Source organism: Serratia sp. SM04 (assembly GCF_040280225.1).
Classification (GTDB): Bacteria; Pseudomonadota; Gammaproteobacteria; order Enterobacterales; family Enterobacteriaceae; genus Serratia; species Serratia sarumanii.
Window position 1 is genome coordinate 61660 of the sequence record NZ_JBEOQT010000021.1, and the last position, 13938, is coordinate 75597.

16 protein-coding genes are annotated in these 13938 nt (G+C 52.7%); 11 read left to right on the forward strand and 5 right to left on the reverse strand.

From position 1 onward, the window contains the following. The first annotated feature begins 378 nt into the window (after nt 1-378). Nucleotides 379-1026, forward strand: a complete 648-nt coding sequence (locus tag ABTW55_RS14740; RefSeq protein ID WP_060423303.1) for a TetR family transcriptional regulator — start codon at nt 379-381, stop codon at nt 1024-1026. 648 nt (nt 1027-1674) lie between these two features. On the opposite strand, the gene ABTW55_RS14745 is transcribed toward ABTW55_RS14740, so the two are convergent. Next, nucleotides 1675-2742 carry a site-specific integrase gene (locus ABTW55_RS14745; RefSeq protein WP_060423300.1) on the reverse strand — a complete coding sequence of 356 codons (1068 nt, stop codon included), beginning with the start codon at nt 2740-2742 and terminating at the stop codon, nt 1675-1677. A 3-nt stretch (nt 2743-2745) separates the two neighbouring features. Next, nucleotides 2746-3309: a phage repressor protein CI gene (locus ABTW55_RS14750; protein WP_047730022.1), complete on the reverse strand. Its 564-nt coding sequence runs from the start codon at nt 3307-3309 to the stop codon at nt 2746-2748. A gap of 156 nt (nt 3310-3465) precedes the next feature. On the opposite strand from ABTW55_RS14750, the gene ABTW55_RS14755 reads away from it, so the two are divergent. The 7 genes from ABTW55_RS14755 to ABTW55_RS14785 all read left to right on the forward strand — a co-directional run bounded on the left by ABTW55_RS14755 (nt 3466) and on the right by ABTW55_RS14785 (nt 7726). Continuing rightward, the gene (locus tag ABTW55_RS14755; protein ID WP_047730856.1) at nt 3466-3726 is read left to right on the forward strand and encodes a hypothetical protein; all 261 of its coding nucleotides are present in this window, start codon (nt 3466-3468) and stop codon (nt 3724-3726) included. 32 nt (nt 3727-3758) lie between these two features. Beyond that, a complete protein-coding gene (locus ABTW55_RS14760) occupies nt 3759-4268 on the forward strand; it encodes a phage regulatory CII family protein (RefSeq protein WP_047730023.1) in 510 nt (169 codons plus the stop codon). Between the two features lie 9 nt (nt 4269-4277). Then, complete coding sequence (locus tag ABTW55_RS14765) at nt 4278-4481, forward strand: phage filamentation protein Fil family protein (RefSeq protein WP_072265053.1); 204 nt, start codon at nt 4278-4280, stop codon at nt 4479-4481. A 128-nt stretch (nt 4482-4609) separates the two neighbouring features. Beyond that, nucleotides 4610-4873, forward strand: a complete 264-nt coding sequence (locus ABTW55_RS14770) for a hypothetical protein (protein WP_060431774.1) — start codon at nt 4610-4612, stop codon at nt 4871-4873. A gap of 8 nt (nt 4874-4881) precedes the next feature. Further along, on the forward strand, nt 4882-5289 hold the full coding sequence (locus ABTW55_RS14775; protein WP_060423295.1) for a hypothetical protein: 408 nt from the start codon (nt 4882-4884) through the stop codon (nt 5287-5289). A gap of 75 nt (nt 5290-5364) precedes the next feature. Further along, nucleotides 5365-5604 carry a DUF2732 family protein gene (locus ABTW55_RS14780; RefSeq protein WP_060423292.1) on the forward strand — a complete coding sequence of 80 codons (240 nt, stop codon included), beginning with the start codon at nt 5365-5367 and terminating at the stop codon, nt 5602-5604. A gap of 97 nt (nt 5605-5701) precedes the next feature. Further along, nucleotides 5702-7726, forward strand: a complete 2025-nt coding sequence (locus ABTW55_RS14785) for a replication endonuclease (RefSeq protein WP_060423289.1) — start codon at nt 5702-5704, stop codon at nt 7724-7726. 279 nt (nt 7727-8005) lie between these two features. Here ABTW55_RS14785 and ABTW55_RS14790 read toward each other — a convergent pair whose 3' ends face one another. From ABTW55_RS14790 to ABTW55_RS14800, 3 genes are read right to left on the reverse strand one after another with little or no spacing between them, the layout of a single operon-like run. Further along, complete coding sequence (locus tag ABTW55_RS14790) at nt 8006-8332, reverse strand: ogr/Delta-like zinc finger family protein (RefSeq protein WP_060437276.1); 327 nt, start codon at nt 8330-8332, stop codon at nt 8006-8008. Further along, complete coding sequence (locus ABTW55_RS14795) at nt 8329-9381, reverse strand: phage portal protein (protein WP_060423286.1); 1053 nt, start codon at nt 9379-9381, stop codon at nt 8329-8331. Before ABTW55_RS14795 ends, ABTW55_RS14790 begins: the two co-directional genes overlap by 4 nt. Then, nucleotides 9378-11150: a terminase large subunit domain-containing protein gene (locus ABTW55_RS14800; protein WP_060423283.1), complete on the reverse strand. Its 1773-nt coding sequence runs from the start codon at nt 11148-11150 to the stop codon at nt 9378-9380. The genes ABTW55_RS14795 and ABTW55_RS14800 overlap by 4 nt, the downstream gene beginning before the upstream one ends. Before the next feature lie 159 nt (nt 11151-11309). Between ABTW55_RS14800 and ABTW55_RS14805 the strand changes: the two genes are divergently transcribed. The 3 genes from ABTW55_RS14805 to gpM are packed head-to-tail and all read left to right on the forward strand — an operon-like array spanning nt 11310 to nt 13890. Continuing rightward, nucleotides 11310-12107: a GPO family capsid scaffolding protein gene (locus tag ABTW55_RS14805; protein ID WP_060423280.1), complete on the forward strand. Its 798-nt coding sequence runs from the start codon at nt 11310-11312 to the stop codon at nt 12105-12107. Nucleotides 12108-12162: 55 nt separating this feature from the next. Further along, nucleotides 12163-13185 (forward strand): phage major capsid protein, P2 family, encoded by a 1023-nt coding sequence (locus ABTW55_RS14810; protein WP_047730032.1) that lies wholly within the window; start codon nt 12163-12165, stop codon nt 13183-13185. 3 nt (nt 13186-13188) lie between these two features. After that, a complete protein-coding gene (gene gpM / locus ABTW55_RS14815) occupies nt 13189-13890 on the forward strand; it encodes a phage terminase small subunit (RefSeq protein ID WP_060423277.1) in 702 nt (233 codons plus the stop codon). The last annotated feature ends 48 nt before the right edge of the window (nt 13891-13938 follow it).

Consider the following 13938-nt stretch of genomic DNA (forward strand, 5'->3'; position numbering starts at 1 on the left):
GCGTTTTCTGCCTTCCAAAACCGACAAGCGAATCATCGTGGTTGCCTTGAAAACACGGCGGTTGCGCCTATCCAGTTGCATCCTCGAAGATCGAAGAGTCGCCAAATGCTCAGGTTTTTCGTCACTAAAACGGGAACATGGTTGAGATGTAGAGCGGTCTTTCAAACGATGCGCATCGAGAAGATATGCCTTCCCAGGATGCGTGAGGGGAGAGGGCGATGTGTGCGTGCTACGGCGGCAATATTGACCACGCAGGCCATTCACTCAGGATTGAGGTGACGCCCTGTGCTATGCTAATATGCGAACAATCCATCGCATTAATGGATTGGGAAGATTGACCGCGTTTCTGTCCGCTAAGCTTGGAATCACTACACCACCATGATCACCCGCCGTCGTCCACAGATTACCTCGCGCAAGCAACCCCAACAGGCGCGTTCGACCGAGCTGGTGGCAGCCATTCTGGAAGCCGCCACACAGGTTTTGGCCGAGGAAGGCGTTACTCGGTTCACCACAGCACGCGTTGCTGAGAAAGCCGGCGTTAGCGTCGGGTCGATCTATCAGTATTTCCCCAACAAGGAGTCGATCCTGTTCCGTCTCCAGGTCGATGAATGGATGCAGACGACCCGGATGCTGCAAAACATCCTCGAAGATTCCGGTACACCGCCCTTGGAGCGACTGCGAACCCTTGTGCATGCATTCCTTCGCACCGAGTGCGAAGAAGCAGAGATTCGCGGCGCGCTCAATGACGTGGCTCCGCTCTATCGCGACAACCCCGAGGCGCGCCAGGCCAGGGCCGAAGGCGACCGGATGATCGACGCCTTCATGATGGAGGTCTTGCCAGAAGCGTCTACCGCCTCCCGCGAATTGGCCGGCGATCTCATCTTCGCCACGCTCAGTACCTTGGGCAACAGCTTTTCCCAAACCCGGCGATCCAAGGCTGAAATCAAAGCTTATGCTGATGCAATGACCGGGATGTTCAGCGCCTACCTTCAGACACTTCAGCAGGATGGCCGGTCGCGATCTTGATGTAGAGATGTCGGTCACAACTGGAACTGAACGGTTGCACGTCTCCATGTGACCCGAGGGAGGTTCGTGGCGCAATCCGCCAATCATGTATTGCGGAGCTTCAACTAAGACTGGGGTGACATGACCGGGCAATTTCCCATGACGCCGCGCTACCGCGTACCGTCGCGGCAAGCTGCTGCCCTGGCCACTGCGCCAGGCCCGTGGCGGCAATATCCTTCGCTGCCTGCGCCAACTATCGGTTGCACAGCGTGCCCAGCCAGCAGGTTGCGCACCAGGATCACTCGCTGCACGCGCCGTTCGGCCAGGCCTTTATTGGTGAGGGGGCGTGTCGTCCGCGCCATGCAAGGGGGCGTCCGTTTATTGGTATACGCCATTGGCATACGTTTTAGCGTATACCTAATCGTATACCGAAAATCACTGGATTGAGCCGGATACGCTCGGATGGTTACGGATACAAAAAAGCCCACAACCGAAGTCGTGGGCTTTTTCGCTATTATCGCCGGGTCTATCTGGTTCACTGGCGACGTATTTGGTGGAGCTGGCGGGAGTTGAACCCGCGTCCGAAATTACTACATAGCATTTCAGGGGGTTGGTTATCAATGATTTGCTATGTTATTCAAATGTTTAGTTTGTATTTATTAGTATCGGTTAGTATCTGTTTGTATTCTCTGCCGCCACTTTGCCGCCACCTTTAGGGTGCCAATTAAGGCCGGCCAGTGGGTTTTTAGTTGCGGCATCTTCAAGGTGATCTGGAGCGAAATGTGCGTATACCATCGTCATCTTTATATCGGCATGTCCGAGGATATTTCTCAATACCAGGATGTTTCCGCCGTTCATCATAAAGTGACTGGCAAAGGTATGGCGTAACACATGGGTGCATTGCCCCTCTGGTAATTCAATACCTGCCCTTTTCAATGCTCTTTCGAACGCTTTACGGCATGGGCTGAATAACCGGCCACGCTTTTTTGGTATTTCTTCATATAGCGCCTGTGAAATTGGAACGGTTCTATTCTTCTTGCCTTTGGTTTTCGTATAAGTGATTCGATATTTGGTTACCTGGTGGCCGCTCAATCCCTCGGCTTCGCTCCAGCGTGCACCAGTTGCCAGGCAAATTCTCGCAACTGTGATCAGGTCAGGATTCAATGATTCCTCGCAGGCGTCCAGCAAGCGCTTGATCTCGATTGGGGCTAAGAACGAAAGTTCGCTTTCAGCAATCTTGAACGCAGGTAGGCCGGCTAATGGATTTGGAGCATTCCAGTGCCCCATTTTTTTCAAGGTTCCAAACACCGCTGAAAGGTTGCTTTGTTCTAGATTAACCGTTCTGGGCTTTACCTTTGGTAGCAAGGTGCCGTCTGTTAGTTTCACCAGGCCATTTAACCGCCTTTCCCGATATGACGTGAAATCAGCGGCGCTAAACTCACCAGCAACAGGATCGCCAAGCCCGTCGCAGATAATTTTAAGTTTGGCAGACATGCGACGCGGATCAGCCAATGTTTGGCCATAGAGCGAGTGCCAAAGGCTTATCAGTTCAGAAAGACGGCGGCGGTCTACTTTTTCGCCAAGCCAAGGCTTGTTGTCCACTTCCTCCATCGTGAAGTTTTCAAAGGCGACTGCTTCGCCTTTGGTGGCAAATTGTTTGCGTACCCTTTTGCCTGTTCGCCCATTGGGGTAACACTCACACAACCACTTGCCGGTAGCTAACTTCCTGATCGTCACGAATCATTCCTTCCTGAATACACCGACCACCCGCGCAATGATTTTTATCTCATCGATGCCGCAGTCAAAAGGTACACCGCCGCCGATAACCTTAACTCTCTTAATTGGGATGAAAGCTAATTCTCTAATGTTGTGCTTCCCCTCAACTTCAACTAGCCAGCGACCATCAACCAGATCCGTAAAGCCTTTATCAACAAAAAACGCCTCGTTTTCCGTGCGGATTACATACGGCTCTTTCAGGTTGTTAGGTAGAAAAACCTTATCAAACATCAAGCTACCAGAGTTTTTCAAAGAACCATCTTTGAGAAGGTAGCTATTCAGTGTCGCAATATCACTTTGAGAATGCTCGAAAATGCGACCTTTTCCCGTTGCCAGCCATTGCAATGATGCATTGGTTTCCAGGGCGCATTGAATAATCAACTCTGCCGGGAACGTATCTCGTTTAATCCAGGTAGCCAGGGTGCTGGACGAAATTTCGAAGTGGCGGCACAGGTCGTTTTTAAACCTAAATCCGTAAGCCTCCATCAGTCTATCTATGGAGGCCGCGCCATCAGTTGCCATTTTCATATGCTCTCACCTGAGAATAAAATCGTTGACATTTCGCATTTGAGTGCATATAAAGTGATTGCTCTCAAATACGAGCAAATGCGATTTCCTGCGAAGAAATGCAAACAGATACGAACAGATACTAACAAACACGAGATAAACCGGAGATTTTGCCTTATGGCTGCAACCATTTCAATCAACATTCCTCGCGATTGGGTATACCCGGAAGAGTTCGCCAAGCTGGAAGGTATGTCGATCCACACCGTCTACAAATGGAAAGAGCAAAGCAAGCTGGAGATCCTCCCGCAAAAAATCGCACCAGGTAAAAAGAAAGCTGGCGGGCGCATTCGCATCAAGTACGCAAAGTACAAAGCCCAGCAAGCCCGTGAAATTCTTGGGCATTCAAACTTCTCAATTAACGTTGTTGGCGTTCATTAGTTCCATATTGCGAACTTTTTGGGGATGTGAACATGTTTGATTTTGAAAGCTCCATACATAAGCACCTTGATAGTGCTTGCCGCCGGTTTGCCCTGGAGCACAATCTAGCGGAGCTGGCCCCGGCGCTGAATGTCTCGCCGCAGGTGCTGCGCAATAAGCTGAACCCGGAGCAGCCGCACGAGCTGACGCTTTCCCAGCTGGTTACACTCACCGCGATCACTGACGACGCGGCAATTCTTGACGGCCTGTTGGCGCAACTTAATTGCTTGCCGGCGGTGCCAACCAACGAGGCAAAGCCCAACAGCTTGCCTACTCACACGTTAAGCGCCACTGCGGCGATCGGCGCTATCGCCGGCGAAACCGCATCCAACGCGCCTATGACGCAATCCCGTAAAAACGCCATTCTCGACCGTGCCAACCAGGCAATTCGTGATCTGTCGCTGATCGTCGTGTCGGTAGAAGCGCGTTTCCAATCTACGCCAGTGCTGGCCGCCGCTGTTGATGTGTTCAACACCTGCGCGCCGGCGTTCGGCATGAGCTGAGGTAACTACATGAAAGCTTTTGCGCAATACCTGAAACGACAATCACCGGCCCCGCAGCTGGCCAACTTTGGCCACGGTTGGATTGAGCTGCCGAACGGCCAGCGCTGGCAGCCATGCGCCAGCAGAGTGGTGTTTTCAGGGGATTCCGTTGCACCAGATAAGCAGGCCAAGCGCCGCCCCTGGTGGTTCCGCTTGATGGGTATGAGGGGGTAACGATGGCGAATCATGAGCATTGGTTAGCGGTATGTCGCTCCACTTTACACGGCCACCACAGCAAAACCCGCAAGGTATGGAACAGCCTTAGCCCGTCACGCCGTGGCGTATTGCTCCACGCTGCCGGCATGAAGTCACTGTTTTGTAATTACGCCTGGGACGATTTCAGCCAGCGCGAATTGCGCCAACTCAAGCGCGGCATCCAGCGCTTGCGCGTGATGCTGGATATGTTCGCCGGCTTCAACGATTTGGATTTCCGCGTAGCGGTGCCGGGTATGCCGGAGCAGCGCAAGCCAAAAGCTGAAAAGACAAGGCAACAGGATGCCGCCGCGCGCCTGCAATCCCGTGCGGATCTGCTGCAGCGCATTACCGCATTACATGTAAAACACTGAGGAAAGTTATGAAAATCATCATGGTAGAAAAGCTTGGGCTTCTGGACGATTTTGCTGCGTGGGGTGTTGCTCCAAATTATGCTCGTTTCTTCCTGGCCAAGTGCCAAGAGGTTGATGGCCAGATCGCATTGGAGCCATTTGTTTTTAATGACTCAGTGCATCTGACCAATCCACACCAATGGCTTGCGGCGAATACTGCATTTTGGTGTCGGGCATACCGTGAAGCCGAAAGCAGTAAAGAACAAGCGGAAGTGCTGGCATCAATCCGCGCCATTTTCTTTGTTGCGGGTATGTTAGGCCAAGGGGCTATTACCGTTCTAATCCGCCGTTGGTGGTGTGATACGTATGATTTGCATGGTTTACCGGCCCCAAATCAGGCGCAGCTTTCAATGATGATCTCTCATCACCTCAATTAATTAAAACTACATCGAATTCTTATGGCCTCCACTCGGTGGCCGAGGATTCTTTTTGCCCAAATCGGAGAAAAAGCCATGCCAACTATCGGCCAAGACATTAGCAACCGCGCCGCGCGCGCCTCCCTTAAACATGCGCTCGACCTGGCGCGTCGCGAAGCCCAGGCGGATGCCGCCGTGAAGTTTTCCAGTCACTTAGACCGTATGGCCACCGCGATGGCCAACCAAGAGTTATCCGCCGTGGAGATCGTGGAGCTGCTGCGCCAGGACGCTGAGAACTGGAAAAACGAGGGGCTTTCATGTTCTGGGTGCTGCTGATCGGCGGCATTTGTGCCGCCTGGGTATGGCTGGGCCGCGCAGCTGACAAAGCCGCAGCAAAGTGCCCTGAAATGCAAAATTACGATTGAGAAAACACATGGATCTTCAAACGGCTCCGGTATTGGGCCAACCATCAATCACTTGGGCGTTCCCGTGGAACGCCCCACGCCCGGCGATCGCTAGTCCCTTTCCGACTTATGACGAAATTCACCAAAGAGAAAAAGAAAACGAAGCGTTGGCGCGTGCCCAGGCGTTGTTGCAAAAGCAGACGGCGCTTGTTCGCCTGGATGTGACGCGCCGCGCCAATCAGCTTGAGAAAGAACAGGGCATTCAGCGGGCCAATGCGTTCTTGGCAAAAACTTTTGTTGAGCGCATCTTGCCGCGCGTTAACCTGGTTTCAGCCTGCTACCACATACCGGAAATGACCGCCGACACTGCCCAGCTAATGTGGCGGTTCAACAACTTGCCGGATATGGCGCGGGCCGATATTGAGCTACTTGCCCAGGACATTGCCGGCTTTATCTGCCTTGAGCTGGGCACAATCAACCAGGAAATGGCGGATTGTGGCGATCTCAAGGTAGCGCACGCGCTGTTTGTTCGCGCTGGCACTATCACCCAGGCATTTCGCCAGAATGTGCCCCACTGGGAAAAAATGATTAACCGCTTTTTCTGCGAAGATGAGGCGGTTTCCGCCGTGTCTCGCATGATGTCTGATAAGTGGTGGCTGGGCCGTCTGCGCCGCCATGCGGGCGAATGGCGCGAACACCTACAGATTGCGCTGAACAACGTCAGCAAGCGCGCCAGCACCTACGCCAGCAAAATGACCATTCACGAATGGAAGGAACAAAAGCGCCGAACGCGCGAATTCCTCAAGTCGATGGAGCTGGAAGATGAAGACGGCAACCGCATCAGCCTGATCGACAAATATTGGGGCAGCGTGGCCAACCCGGCCATTCGCCGTACTGAAATGATGGTACGCATCCGCGGCTTTGAAAATATCTGCAACAGCCTGGGCTACATGGCGGAGTTTTACACGCTAACGGCCCCGTCAAAATTCCACGCAACCACGATCCACGGACACCGCAACCGCAAGTGGAACGGCAGCAGCCCGGCGGACACCCAGCGCTATTTGCGCCGCGTGTGGGAGAAAGCGCGCGCCAAGCTGCACCGCGAAGATCTGCGTATTTTCGGCATCCGCGTAGCCGAACCGCACCACGATGGCACCCCCCACTGGCACATGCTGTTTTTCATGCGTCCAGACGAGGCCGACCAGGTGCGGCAAATCCTGCGGGATTACGCCTTTGAGGAGGATGGCGTGGAGCTTATTACCGCCAAAGCCCGCAAGGCCCGTTTCCATGCGGAAACCATCGACCCGGAAAAGGGCTCCGCCACCGGCTATGTGGCCAAATACATTTCCAAAAATATCGACGGATACGCCCTGGACGACGAGCTGGACGACGAAAGCGGCAAGCCGATGAAAGAAGCGGCCGCCGCTGCCGCTGCCTGGTCGGCGCGCTGGCGTATCCGTCAGTTTCAATTTGTTGGCGGCGCGCCGGTGACCGTTTACCGCGAACTGCGCCGCATGTCCGATCATGATACGGCAATGGGCCTAAGCGTTGAGTTTGCAGCGGTACACGATGCGGCAGACGTTGGCGATTGGGCCGGTTATATCAATGCTCAGGGCGGGCCGTTCGTTCGCCGCGATGAGTTGGTTGCCCGTACCTGGTACGAGGTAAGCCAGGACGTTAACCCATTTGGGGAGGAGGTGATCAGGGTGAAAGGGGTGTTTTCTCCATCCGTGGGCATGGATACGCCGATTTTAACCCGTGTGACGCAGTGGAAGATTGTGCCGAAGTTGGCCGCCGATCAGGCGGCTGGGGTTAGCGACGCGAACGCGTCGCCTAGGAGTTCTGTCAATAACTGTACGCCAGAGGAATGGCGGCGATTATCGAGGGAGTTACAGCGACGTGGTTTTGCCGGCGATCAGTATGAGATAGACATACTCACCAGGGGCAGCGCCCTGCGGATATACGGCGACCGGGTGTTAAAAATGCGTAATGGACGCCTGGAGGAGTTGGCCAGCGATCCGGCGTGTGAGTTGTGGCCGGGCTGGAATGGGTAGTTACAGAATTATTCATTTTGCTAAATAATATGTATACTGTACAGATATACAGTATCAAATTGCTAAACCTAGAATAAGATGGAGGAAGCCGTGAGGGATTTTTTCTTTGAATCACTGGCTATACAGCGCATTGAACTTGTGGCGCGCTTAGTCTCTAACGGACGTTGCAGCAGCGACGATCGGGAGTTGGCTTTATCATGGATTTCTGAGATGACTACTACACTGGCGGCAGACGTTGAGCGGCAGATTCAAAAACGCCCCCAGGGTGGAGGCGTTAATTCAGGCGGCGGAGGCGGCACCCTGCAATAAATCGAGCATCATTTGCCGTTGTTGTTGGCTCATGCCTTCAACAACGGTTTTCAGCAATTTATCCCCTGTTTTCGCGCTGGGGCTAATCGTGTGGGAAAAGGTTAAATTCATGACAAAAGTATGCCCACACTCCACATCAGCGCAGGCGCAATAAATATCTGCAATCTGCCGGTGTTTCCGGTTGGTCTTGCGAATCACAGCCTTTGAGCCGCACTCCGGGCATTCAATTTTCAGGACTCTCATATTCCGCTCTCCAGCTGTTAAAACATGCCGGGATTTTAGCCTTTTTTGCCTCATGCTGCATCCTTATCTGTTGTTTCAGAAGCAAAAGTTAGATACAGGTGCGGAGGGATTTCAGGATCGTTCTTGATGGCCATTGCCATTCGGCGCCCGATTGGGTACACCTCGCTTTTTTTATACGTTCGATCCACCTTTTCGGGGTCGCCTAATCCCGCTGTGTTCTGCGGAACGATGCCTGCCAATCCGGCAGGGAAGCGATGCGCGTTTAAAATGTCCTGGGCGCTGATGTTCTTGACGCTGGCGAATTCATCCTTTGCGGATATATCGCCCATCTCAATAAATTTGATGGCGTCGCCGTCACCGCCTGGAATGTTCACCAGGATCGTGGAGAAGTTGCCGATGCCTTTGCTGTCGCGCAACTGCCGTTCGATTTCTTCCTCCATTTCATCCGTCATGCTGGGATCTCGGGTGTAAAGAATGCCACCGGTATGCGCCCCATTATGGTAATAACGGCGGCGAAAAATGACCGCTTCACTGTTAAGCAACGCCGAGTGAACACCACCGATGTAATCGGGCAATCCGTAAATATGCTGCTGCGGGTCATACATCTTGATGAAGATAATATCTTCCTCGGGGTACACCTGCGGTTCCCCTTCTTGCAGTACGACATAATCGCCAGGAATATCGTGCCCATCCTCCTGAGTTCTGCGCCGGCGCAAGTAGAGGCCGGGCAGGGGTTCAAGCCCAATTACATCCCCCCATCCGTTGCGCACTTTGGCTAACGCAATATCGCCGAAGGTCAAATAATCAAAAATTGCCGCCTCCATCTGGTCATAGGTAAGGCCGCCGCCCTGGTAATCAGACAACACCATGTTTTTGCGGGCGTGAATAATGCCGCCATGCTGGCCGTTGAGATTGATAAGTTGCGCCAGGGCCAACCGGTCGATTGGCTGCGTGTAGTGATCGGCGGCTTTGTCATACCAGATATTCCGGTAATCCGTCCCCGTGGTTAAAACTGGTTCGGGCTTATCAAATGAGATGATGCTCATTTTTTTTGACTGTGGGCCGCGGTGCTCGCGTTTCACATACTTTTTCTTTTTCGTCATGCTGCTTTTTTCACTCCCCATCGGGATTTGGGTTTGTTCTCGTAGTTAAGGGGTTCGTTATGTAGGGCGTGCGTGATCGCCCAAAACGCCTCGGCGTGGCCAGTGTCTTGGCTACGGTCAGCAACAAACGTCATTGCATTACCGCTTTGGGTGGTTGTACGGCGCACCGCCATAAAGCTGGCGGCGATCTCTTTCAGGTTTTTGTCCCATTCGATGCGCTGGCTTTCCACCACGTCAGCCGCTTTTAAAACCAGCTGATTTTTCGTGTTCACGTCATAACGGATAGGCACCGCCACACGCATGGCAAAGTGCTGGATGTTGTCGAATACACCGCTCCCAATGCCGGTAACGTCTACCCCCAGGTAGGTGAAGTTGTATTTTTTAAACAGCTGCTCAATCTGCCTTGCCTGGTAACGGAAATTGATGCCCTTCCAGTAAATCACCTTCAATACGCGGAATTTCTCCACGGCAAACATGGGGGGAGCGACAATCACAAAGCACGACAAATCACCGCTGCGGGCGGGGTCAAAACCTCCCCAAACGGGGCGATCGCCAAATGGGCGCAAGGCGTCCGGGTTGTGATCTTGCCAGGTGTCCACCTCAACGCCGCAGGCTTCCAGGTCGGCGAAGCTAAAAACGGAGTCCTTGCTATCAACAAAGACGCACATATAGAGCATGTTGAATGTGGCCGTGTTGTAGCGGTTGCGCAGTTTTTCAATATTGGCCAGGTTGAAGCCGCCGGCGATCGCGTCTTCCATCGTAATGATGTAGCGCCATTGGCCATCAGGGCACACCCGGCCACCGTCGCGCAGTTCATCGAAATCAGGGAATTTAACCGCCGTGCGCTTTTTGCTGCCCTGTTTCCATTCGTCCCCCATCCAAAATGGGTATGCCTGGTGCGTTTTGGCCGATGGTGTAGAAAAGTAGGTTGTGCGCCATTTGTCATGGGTGGCCATTGCGCTGGCCACCTCGTTAAGGTGGGTGAAGTTCGGCACCCAAAAATACTCGTCGCAATACAGGTGCCCGCTGTATGACTGCGCCGTGTTCTTGTTTGTTGAGAGGAAACGCAGCTCTGCGCCGTTGCTCAGTCGGATAGGGTTCCCGGTCAGGGTGATGCCGAAATATTGCTCTGCAATGTTGACGATATAAGACCGAAATACCTCCGCCTGCGCCTTTGACGCGGAAAGGAATATTTGCGGATCGCCCGTCATTACTGCATTTTCAAACGCCTCATACGCGAAATACCAGGTTGCCCCGATCTGCCGGCTTTTAAGGATGTTTCGCACCTGCTGGCCAATATTCTGGCGCAGGTGCTTTTGGTAGGCGAAAAGGTGTTCTTCTGCCCAGGTATCGAAATCTTCCTGCGTCAGCGTAGAAATATCATTTTTCTTATATTTCCGTTTGCCTTTGCGTCCTTCCTCGTCGTTTGCGTGTTCGCCTGCCGGTTCTCCGCCCTGGCTGCCTGCCATCTTCTCTTTATGCTTATTGCGCTGTGCCCGTAGCTTTGTGGCATGGGCGATAAGCAAGTCCATTTCTTTCAGGTCGAGATCGCTTTTATTATCACGCCCGGCAAGTAGCTGATAGCGCCTTTCGATCGCGTCTTCTGTGCTCTCAACACTCAGCAGATCCGGCCAGCCATATTTTTCAGCCCAATAGTAAACGATCCGCCCATTAGGCAGATTTAATTCGGATGCAATTTCCTTAGGCGTATAGCGGCGCAGGTAAAGAGCGCGCGCAACGCCTTTTAATTCTTCAGAGTATTTAGCCATGCGGTTAATTATGCCGTGGCTGTAATAAAAAATGACGGCGCAGATTCGTGAATGTTCGATAAAGGGCTATAACCGAATTATCCAGAATAATGCAGGGTGCGCCGGTGTGTTTAATTGGCAATAATTGATTTGCAGCGTCAGGGGGGAATCAGGAGGGATATGTCTCATTTAAAAACTGACTGGCTGTGTGTTGCTACCGAAGGGGATACCGTTGATGGGCGGATATTAGAAAGACAATGGATTGTCGATATGGGGGAAACCTACGACATAAACCACTATGCCGCACTGATCTGGCCTGAGCATGAGTGTGACGCCGGTAATTTTGGCGAAGTCCTGGATGCGTTTTGGCAGGATGGGGATGATGGTTTAGCCCGGCTATTTGTCAGTATCTGCCCAAATAGACGTTTGCTTTATGCGAATGAGGAAGGGCAATTACTTTATTTCTCTATTGAGCCAGAACTTAACTGGCGCGGTGGGGAACGTACTTACCTCAAGGGGCTGGCTGTAACGGATACCCCAGCCAGTATTGGCACCACACGCCTGCGTTTTAGTCGGCGCAATTTAACTAAGAAGGGATATTACAGTTATGTAATTTCCCATGATGGCAAAATTAAGCAGGAAGGAAAGATGAAGAATTGGCAAAAGCTGTTTGGTATTAAACCGAAGTTTGAGGAAGAAACCCCACAAGACGATTCGGCGCAAAACGACGATAAATTGCAGGCGTTGGCAAATGCGTTAAACGATCTGGAGGCGCGTGTAGCCACCATTGAAAATCAGCTTAATTCCGTGAAGGAAGACGTGGACACCATTACAGAAGTGGTAGACACGGAAGAGTTTTCAGCTATTCGCGATAACGCGAAAGAAATTGTTAACCGTTTCAATTCCCTGGGTAATGGCGGTAAACGTAATCCAGGCCGTAAACTTCCGTCTAAAGCTGGCAAGTTCAATTACCTGTAATTCTCGCAAACATATAACGAGCTATTAATTAATCGCATTGCTGCGAGGGAGTTTTATGTATCTTAATAATGAAGCACGGGATTTACTGGATAAATATTCGGCTGGTATGGCGGCGCATTATGGTGCCCGCGATACCTCCCGTTATTTCTCCATGAATAACCCGCAGGAAATTGCGCTACGCCTGGCGATGCTGGAGTCTGTCGAATTCCTGAACATGCTTAGCTGCATGGACGTTGACCAACTGAGTGGCCAAGTGATTTCAGTGGGTGCTTCCGGGTTGCATACGGGCCGCAGTGAGAACGGGCGTTTTCACAAGCGTGTTGGCGTAGACGGTAATACCTACGATCTGGTTGAAACCGACAGCAGCGCGGATCTGCGCTGGGATCTGCTCTCTGTTTGGGCCAACGCCGGCCAGGAAGAAAACGAGTTCTTTAACCTCGTACAGACGTTTTCTACCCAGGCTTTCGCGCTGGATATGCTGCGCATTGGTTTTAACGGTAAAACCCGCGCCAAGACTACCGACCCGGAAAAGAACCCGAACGGGGAAGACGTAAACATCGGTTGGCATGAGCGCATGAAATCGATGCTGGGCGGTAGACAAATCATGACTGATCCAGTGGTGCTGGATGCGGCCGGCGATTACAAGTCCTTGGATTCAATGGCGCAAGATTTGATTAACGCCAAGATCCCGGAGCAATACCGCAATGACCCGCGCTTAGTTGTGCTTGTCGGTGCCGATTTGGTCGCTGCTGAACAGTACCGCCTGTACCAGGCCGCCGATCGCCCAACCGAAAAAATCGCCGCTCAGATGCTGGGTTCAACCATCGCCGGACGCACGGCCATTATTCCGCCATTTATGCCGGGTAAGCGCATGGTCGTTACGCCGCTGAAAAACCTGCATATCTATACCCAGCGCAACACCCGTATGCGCAAAGCGGAGTTTGTGGAAGACCGTAAACAGTTCGAAAGCAAATACTTGCGTAATGAAGGTTATGCGGTGGAAGTGCCGGAGCTGTACGCGGCTATCGATGAATCCGCTGTAACGATCGGCAAGGTTAACGAACCTCTGGAGGGCTGATAAATGGCACTTTCTCCCGCCCAGCGCCATAACCAGCGCATTGAGATGGAGCAAAAGCTAAAGCAGAGCCAGGCGCTTGAAAGCACGGAAAGCCTGCACCTGATGATCAGGGCGTTGGAAGCCGATGTTGAGCATGTTCGAAGCCTGCCTTTGATTGCCGATCGTGTTGAGTTCAAGCGCGACGTGCTGTTGCCGCGTTGGATGCCAACGGTGGAAGCCTATTTGGCCAGTGGCCAGGTTTATGCAAACCCTGTTTTGGCGTGGTGCGTGATCTGGTTATTCGATGTGGGCGAGCTGGATAAGGCGTTGGATCTGGCTGACATTGCGATCGGGCAGCACCAGGCCACGCCGGAGCAGTTGCGTAGCAATTTCCCCACGTTTGTGGCGGACACCATGCTGGCATGGGCGCAAGAGTCGGCGGGGCGCGGGGAAAGTGTTGAGCCGTATTTCTCTCGAACGTTTGAGCGCGTGGCGAACACCTGGCGCTTGCATGAGCAAGTAACGGCGAAATGGTACAAGTTCGCGGGGCTGGAAATGCTGCGTGGTGACGGCGGGCAAAAAACGGCGTCGGGTGTGGATGATGTTCAAACGCTGGAAAAAGCCGATCAGCTGCTGGCTACCGCTGAATCGCATTACTACAAAATCGGCGTCAGGACTGCGCGGCAGAACATTGCGGCGCGGATGCGAAAACTGACGCAGGGTTAAAGACTACCGCAAGCCAGGCGGGCGCGGTGGAGGGCAGGCCACGAAAGT